The 6,645-nt window shown below is 68.0% G+C and carries 8 protein-coding genes; 2 read left to right on the top strand and 6 right to left on the bottom strand.

Annotated elements, in window-relative coordinates:
• The 6 genes from ACWDKQ_RS34415 to ACWDKQ_RS34440 all read right to left on the bottom strand — a co-directional run.
• Nucleotides 1-381, bottom strand: a 381-nt coding sequence (locus ACWDKQ_RS34415; protein WP_450142942.1) for a hypothetical protein, incomplete at its 3' end; no start/stop codon positions are given.
• A gap of 22 nt (nt 382-403) precedes the next feature.
• Nucleotides 404-1,123: a hypothetical protein gene (locus tag ACWDKQ_RS34420; protein WP_450142943.1), complete on the bottom strand. Its 720-nt coding sequence runs from the start codon at nt 1,121-1,123 to the stop codon at nt 404-406.
• 594 nt (nt 1,124-1,717) lie between these two features.
• Nucleotides 1,718-3,280 (bottom strand): DNA primase family protein, encoded by a 1,563-nt coding sequence (locus tag ACWDKQ_RS34425; RefSeq protein ID WP_450142944.1) that lies wholly within the window; start codon nt 3,278-3,280, stop codon nt 1,718-1,720.
• The gene (locus ACWDKQ_RS34430; RefSeq protein ID WP_450142945.1) at nt 3,277-4,347 is read right to left on the bottom strand and encodes a bifunctional DNA primase/polymerase; all 1,071 of its coding nucleotides are present in this window, start codon (nt 4,345-4,347) and stop codon (nt 3,277-3,279) included. Before ACWDKQ_RS34430 ends, ACWDKQ_RS34425 begins: the two co-directional genes overlap by 4 nt.
• 202 nt (nt 4,348-4,549) lie before the next feature.
• Nucleotides 4,550-4,834: a hypothetical protein gene (locus tag ACWDKQ_RS34435; protein WP_450142946.1), complete on the bottom strand. Its 285-nt coding sequence runs from the start codon at nt 4,832-4,834 to the stop codon at nt 4,550-4,552.
• A gap of 75 nt (nt 4,835-4,909) precedes the next feature.
• Nucleotides 4,910-5,140, bottom strand: coding sequence for a hypothetical protein (locus ACWDKQ_RS34440; RefSeq protein WP_450142947.1), 231 nt, complete (start codon nt 5,138-5,140; stop codon nt 4,910-4,912).
• A 205-nt stretch (nt 5,141-5,345) separates the two neighbouring features.
• On the opposite strand from ACWDKQ_RS34440, the gene ACWDKQ_RS34445 reads away from it, so the two are divergent.
• Complete coding sequence (locus tag ACWDKQ_RS34445) at nt 5,346-5,546, top strand: hypothetical protein (RefSeq protein WP_450142948.1); 201 nt, start codon at nt 5,346-5,348, stop codon at nt 5,544-5,546.
• On the top strand, nt 5,543-6,634 hold the full coding sequence (locus tag ACWDKQ_RS34450; RefSeq protein ID WP_450142949.1) for a hypothetical protein: 1,092 nt from the start codon (nt 5,543-5,545) through the stop codon (nt 6,632-6,634). Before ACWDKQ_RS34445 ends, ACWDKQ_RS34450 begins: the two co-directional genes overlap by 4 nt.
• Nucleotides 6,635-6,645: the final 11 nt, after the last annotated feature.

The raw sequence follows: 6,645 nt of genomic DNA on the forward strand, positions 1-6,645 counted from the left end.
ATACCGCGGCGGGTACTCCGCCGCATCCTCGGGCGGGGGCTGGCGCAGCTCGTCAACCGGCCAGGACCGCGTTAGCCACGCCCACATCACCGCCACCGGGTCCCGCCAGGCGAGGGCGCGCGCACCCAGGTGCCCGGCCCGGCCGAGCTCGGCCTCGACCAGCTCCCGGAACCGGCGTTCGCGGAACAGCGGCACGATCAGCCGATCGACCCCCAGCTGCTCCACGCCCAGATCCTCACGCAGGGCCAGGGCGTACGCGGCGACCGCGAGCAAACCGGCGATTGCCTGGTGATCCCAGCTCCCGGGCGGCTGCCCGTCTCCGGCAGCCAGGTCCTCGCCCCAGGCCACCGCCTGATGCCACGCGCTGGTGTCGGTTTCCACATCGCACACCTAACCAGCGCGATCAGTAAGTGCCGGGCTCACCGGGCTGGACGAGCACCTCGCGGTCGGGGTGCTGGTCCAGCCAGCACCGGCGGACCCGCAGCGCCCGCAGCGTGTGCATGAGCGCCCCTGCTTCGCGCAGGTCCCGGTCCCGGGCACACGCATCCAGCGCGGCATGAGCCCGCGACCGCAGTTCCTCCCACCCGTCGCCGGTGGGGTCGGCGAGCAGCCGGTCGAACTCGACGACAACGTCCTGCGGGAGGGTGCCCCAGTCTTCCGGTGGCCGGGTCGCCGCAGCGTGGCAGGCGTACATCGTGCTCGGCTGGCGCATGACAGGCGGGCTCGGCGGCCGGATCGCTGCCACCGCCCGCGCAGAGGCGTCCTCGGCGAGCAGCCCGGCCGCCTGACCAAGATGCTCGCCGATACGCACCACCGACTGGATCTTGTCGAGGCGGGCGGCGACGTCCAACGGCAGTGGGTCGCTGGTCGTGATGCGCCGGATCGTCTCGACCAGTGCCAGGGCGCACAACAGCACCAGCTCAGTCGGCACTGCCCGGACCGGCAGCTCGTAGCTCTCGACCGAGACCCGACGGGCGGATCGAATGTCGTCTTCCAGCTTCAGGGATTGCTCGCCGAGGATGACCAGCGCCAACGCGACATCCGCCGCCGCGGTAAGCGCCGGCGCGGAGTTCGCCATCGCGACGTCATCCCACCACGACTCGGCGTCGCACTCGGTCTGCATGCGGATCACCGTAGCCGCCTGGACTGCGGCCAGATCGACTTGCTCAAGACAGCCAGGGGCAGGGCTGCGAGTGCTGGGCCACGATCCGCCAACCAGAGGGCACACCGATCTATGGAGCGGCTTCGCCGCACTCACTACCAGGCGGCCACCCAGACACGGACTCCCACACGGGCCCGCATCCGGTTGATCCGGGGCCTAGACCCGCTCCCAACGGGGGAAGCGCTGGGGACCCGAGGACTCCTCCCGTTGGGAGCAAACGGGCAAACCGACCACAGGCCTACTGCTGAGCCGGGTAGATCCGGGTGTTGAGCCGGGTATGAGCCGGGTCTGAGCCGGGTAGAAAACAGCCTTTGACCTGCATTGAGACGGGTGAGCCGGGTAAATCTTCACTTAGTCAGTTCTAGAAAAATGTATAACGTACCGTAATCAATACGATTACATAGAGTCACACATACATTGCTATAAAACCCACAATGGGCGCTTACCCGGCTCACCCGGCTCAGAACCAAAGGAAAACCTATTTGAACTGCAAAAATGGTCTGAGCCGGGTAGGAATCCCTACCCGGCTCAGACCCGGCTCAGCTAGCGACGAACTCAATCCATCAGGGCCGGAGGGGGACTCGCCTCGTCGGCGGTGACGGACTCGGCCGACTCCGGCTCGCTGAAGTCGGCCCTCAGTCCAATCCCTTGATACGTGGGCACCTGTGGTCCACCTGGGTACTCGCGGGGCTTGGTTCGGCGGACACCCGACGCCGCCGCGAACAGGTTCTTTGCGAGTGAGGCTTTCGTGCCGACGTGGTCGCGTCCCTGCCGGTGACACCAGCGTTGCCATTCCGTCCACAGGTCATCGGCGGTGACGGACGCGTCCGGGGCCAGGACACAGGCCTCCTCGATGAACAGCTTGACCGGCGATGAGGTCTCTTTGAGCAGTTCGTGGGCCTCGGTGGAGGACTCCAGCTCGCCGAATCTCCCACGGGCATCCAGCCGGTCAAACCCGTCAAGCGCCCAGTTGAAAATGCCGGGGAGCTCGGCCAACAGGTCATCAACCAGGCGCGGGTCCTCGCGGCCGTAGAACGACCGGGTCATGCGCAGGACCAGCAGCCTGCCGACGATGGCGGCGGCCGCATCGGGCAGCGACGGCAGCTCGTTGGACAGCATCATGATCTGCGTGGGCAGCTGGCCGATCCAGGCGTCCCGGTGCTTGCGGTCGATGTTGATCCGGTCCTGCCCGGAGATCATCAAGAGGTTTTCAACGACTCCGCCGACATCGCGAGGCATGCGCGCGTCCGGGACGATCGCAAGGGTCTTGCCGATCAGCGGCGCCAAACCGAAGTTGGTGCCGAGTCCCGCCAGCGTCGGAGACGCCACGTGGCTGGCCCCCACCAGCTCGGTCAAGATCCGGGCGATCGTGCCCTTGCCGGAGCGGGTCGGGCCGACGATCAGCACGATTTTTTGCAGGTGACGGCGTCCGGAGAGGATGTAGCCGAAGATCTCTTGCAGGGTTTTGATCGCGTCCGGGTCGTCTGGCCAGACGCTGGCCAGGAACTCCAGCCACCGTTGCGGTGGTGGTGCGTCGGGCGAGTAGGAGAGCCGGACGCGGTAGGTGTTGAAGTAGCCGGCACTGTGCGGGATCAACTCGCGGGTGTTCAGGTCGACGAGGCCGTTTTCGCATGGGATCACCTGTCCGCCGCGTCGGCGGCCGTCGATCCAGGAACCCGGTTCGACGTCGTCGGTGAGGTTGGTGATCGCCTCGATTGCCTCGGTGAGGTTGCCGATCGTGCCCCGGGCGGGCGCCCACGGGCGTGGTTCGGAGATGCCGGAGCGGCCGTCGACGTACACGTATTGCGCGTGCTCCATGCGCTGGTAGAGGCGTGCGCGCATGTCCGCGTCGGCTCGCTCGCTCCACAGCCCGGCGTCCCAGGCCTGCCAGGTGCCGCGCCAGCGCCGCAGGATGAGCACGCCGTTGTGCTCCCACTCCGGCTGGAGCTGCCGGGCGACGGCCATCGGCTGTTTCGGCGACGCGAACGTCTCGGCCTTCGCCCGCGTGCTTGTCCGCCTTTTCCCGTTGGGAGCGTCCGGTCTCCCCGTCGCCGCAGGTGGCGCGGTGGTCGGCCGGTGTCCGTTGCTTGCTGGCGTGGTGGTGGGCACGGTGCTCACGCGGCCACCTCGTTCCCGCCGCGCCCACGCAGGGACTCGGGTCCGTCAGCGCATCCGCGTCGCCATCCGCGTTTGGCCTGTTCGGTGGCCTCGGAGCGGCGTTCGGGCCGACCGGTCGCGGCCCGTGCGGCAACGGCGGTGTCGACCACGGCCTGCACGGCGTCGGCCTCGGACCAGGGTGCGCCGTCGTGTGCGGCGAGATTCGCGAGTCGCCGAGCTCCTGCGTAGATCGTCTCGAACCGCGCCCGCCGCCCGTCGTCTTTGGTGGCGACCCGGTCAAGTACGCCGCTCCAGGCACTCTCCCAGTAGCGGGATGGATGCGTGTTGTTGCTGGTCGTGATCCTGGTGGGTGCTGGCCGGTGGCGTGCCGCCGGGTCGGTGACTCGGCCGATGCTCACGAGCCACTCGCCGAGCCACCGCGGAAACGGTGCGGGGTCGACTGCGTCGGAGATGCGCTCGTAGGTGCCGGTGGTGCCGTCGGCCAGTTTGCGCACCGATCCGGGCGCGGTGATCGAGCAAGCGCCGGCCTTCACCTCGACCTGCCAAGCGGCGTAGCAGTGCCGCAGGGCCAGCCTCGGGGCCTGGTAATAGAGGTGCTGGCCGCCGGTCGGTGACTCGACGATCAGGGTGTCGGTGGGCCAGGGCTGGCCGAGATGGTCCAGCAGCGCGGCGAAGGAGCCCAGGCCATTGACGACGCCGGGATTGGGCAGCCCGGGCGCGAGTTCGGCCGGGGTGGTGGTGTCGTGGCAGTCGATCTCGACGACGAGGAGGTTGGACCAGCCCAGATGCAGCGCGGGGTTGCAGCGTGGCGCGTGCTTCCACCGCGCCCAGGTGAGCTCAGCGTCATTGCGGGCGGCGTAGAGCGCGTGGCACGGCCTGGTAGGCGAGCTGGAGCACGGGCAGGTGTGGTTGCCGGGGCAGGTGCGCTCGGTGCGCTGCCCGGAGCGGAGCCCACCGCAGCCGTTCGCGCAGTTCGCGGTGGGGGAGTTGCCGAGCGGGGCCTGCGGGTAGACATGCCAGCCCCGGCGGGCCAGGTAGACGGCGATGTCGCCGAGTCCAGTAGACACGGAAGTGTCCCTTCCATCACGTCCAGCCGTCTGGCCGTCCCACCTGGGGTGGGCGTGTCGTACGGTTGGACGCGACTTGGTTGGAGTCGTTGACCCCGGTGGGACGGCCATCCCGTGAGCCGGGGTCTTTTCTTGTGCGGATCTTGTGCGGACCGTAGAACAAGGGCCTGAATCTGAGGTCGGCCTCGCGGTCCGACACGAGTCAGACGTCAGCGTTCGTGTTGCCGGGCCTGGGCGTTTCCGTGCCCGGCGGCGGGGTGGCCCACCGTCGTGCCGTGGCCTGCGGGATGCCGGTTAGGGCTTCCAGCTGCCGCCATGAGCCCAGCTCGCGGTGCAGTGCGGCGAGGACCGCCCCGCCCCAGCGGCTGTTGTCGATCCGGCGCTGCATGGCTGTGCGTGCAGCGGCCGTGAGGTCGTGAACAAGGTCGTCGCTCCGCTGGTCGGCGGGGACGAGCTGATCCAGTGCGTCTCTCTCTTCAGGGGTCATGCCCCCAAGTGTGTCATTATTGGCACGTGCCACTCTTGACACACCCTTTGTCCCTCGAAGGTGGCTGATCATGACCTATGCCGCCGCCGTCGCCAGCGGCTCACCTTTTCCCTGGTCACGACGCTCTCGCAGGCGGCGGTGGATCGTGGTCCGGGAAATCCCGGTGTCCCGCGAAAGCCTCGCCACAGGGATGCCGTCATCGATGTCCATCTCGATGTCGTCAAGCAACCCGGCGCGCTCTTGTTCGAGCTGTTGCTCAAGTTGGCGAATTCGCTGCATTCGTGTCTTGGATCGCATGTCGATCACCGTGCCACCCTCGCGCCAATGTGTCAACTTGAGACACAGTTCAAGTTCAATAGTTGCGCGATGTGTTTCATCATGGCACAGTGATCCACGAAGGAACCCCCCGGAGTTCGGACCTCCGAGGGGTTCAGGCGACCAGACTGTAAAGGAGTCTGATCATGGGTATTGTCGCACGTCAGCAAGGCTGTGGGGGCGGGGTGTCCCGCTCATGACCAAGATCAAGCGTGTGTTGTGGGTGCCGCTGCACCTGATCGTCCTGCTGACCCTCGCCGCCGCCTGGATCACCCTGTTCGCGGCATGGCTGGCGACCTGGATCTTGCACTCGTTCCACGAGGAAACCGCTGCCGGTGTTGGCCGGTGCCCGGTGATCCCTCGCGTGTCTCTCGACCTGAGCGGGAGGCAGCGATGACCTGGGCCGAAGAGCGCCGTAAGGACCGCCAGGCGGACCGGGAGCAGGACCGTCTGGACCGCCAGTTCGACCGGGATGAGGCCCGTAAGGACCGGCAGGAGAAGGCCAGCAAGAAGGAAAAGAAGGCCGGCAAGCGGGCCGCGAAGTGGGAGACCCGCCGGGCGGCGCTGAAGGTGTGGGCGGCGGACAAGCTGCCGTGGCTGGTCATCATGGTGACGCCCATGGCGATGGCCTGGGTGGCGATGGCGTCGTTCGGCCAGCACATCTACCTGAACCCGATCGGGCTGCTGCTGCCTCTGTTTTCCGAGGCCGTGACCATCAAGGTCGCGTTCGAGATCCAGAAGCGGATGACCACGACGCAGCCGGTCGGGCTGCTGCGGATTGGCCTGGTCGTGTTCGCGGCCGTCCAGGCGGTCCTGAACTACCTCCACGGGGCGACCGACGTCACCACCCTGGTCGACGGTCAGCAGGTGATCACCGAGCCGGGCAGCTTCGCCCGTGGCGTGGTGATGGCCCTGGTGTCCCTGGGTGGTGTCGCGGTGCATCAGATGGTGCACGGTCGGACGCCACAGCCGCGCCGGACGCCGGAGCAGCGCCGCGCCGACGCGCTCGCGAGGAAGGCGGCTCTCCGGACGCATCGAATCCAGGCGGCCGCGATCCGCTCGGCGGTCCCGGTGCTCGCCGATGACGGCACGGTGACGTTGGTGCACCGGTCCGGGCCGGTGGCCGTGGAGTGGTCCTGGTGCCGTCGCACGGTGGCTCCCACAGTGGTTCCCGGACTGCCCGTTGCGGCGGCCGGTGACGCCCTGGCGGACGAGGTGGCCGGGTGGTTGGCCAGCCAGCCGGGAACCGCCGGGAACAGCGGAAACGCCGCCGATGGCGACACGTCGGGAACCACTTCGGGAACCACGGGAGCCACCCCCGAAATGGTCGCGCGAGTCCGTGCCGCGATCGCCGCCGACAAGCTGCCGCCGTCGCCGTCCCGGCGTGAGGTGCAGCGGTTCCTGAAGGTCCGCGCCGCGACCGCCCAGGACGTCCTGGCGGAGCTGCGGGACGGAGGTGATGGCGGTGTCACCGTCCACGCCTGACCGAGCAACTA

This window comes from Saccharopolyspora sp. NPDC000995 (assembly GCF_053599315.1).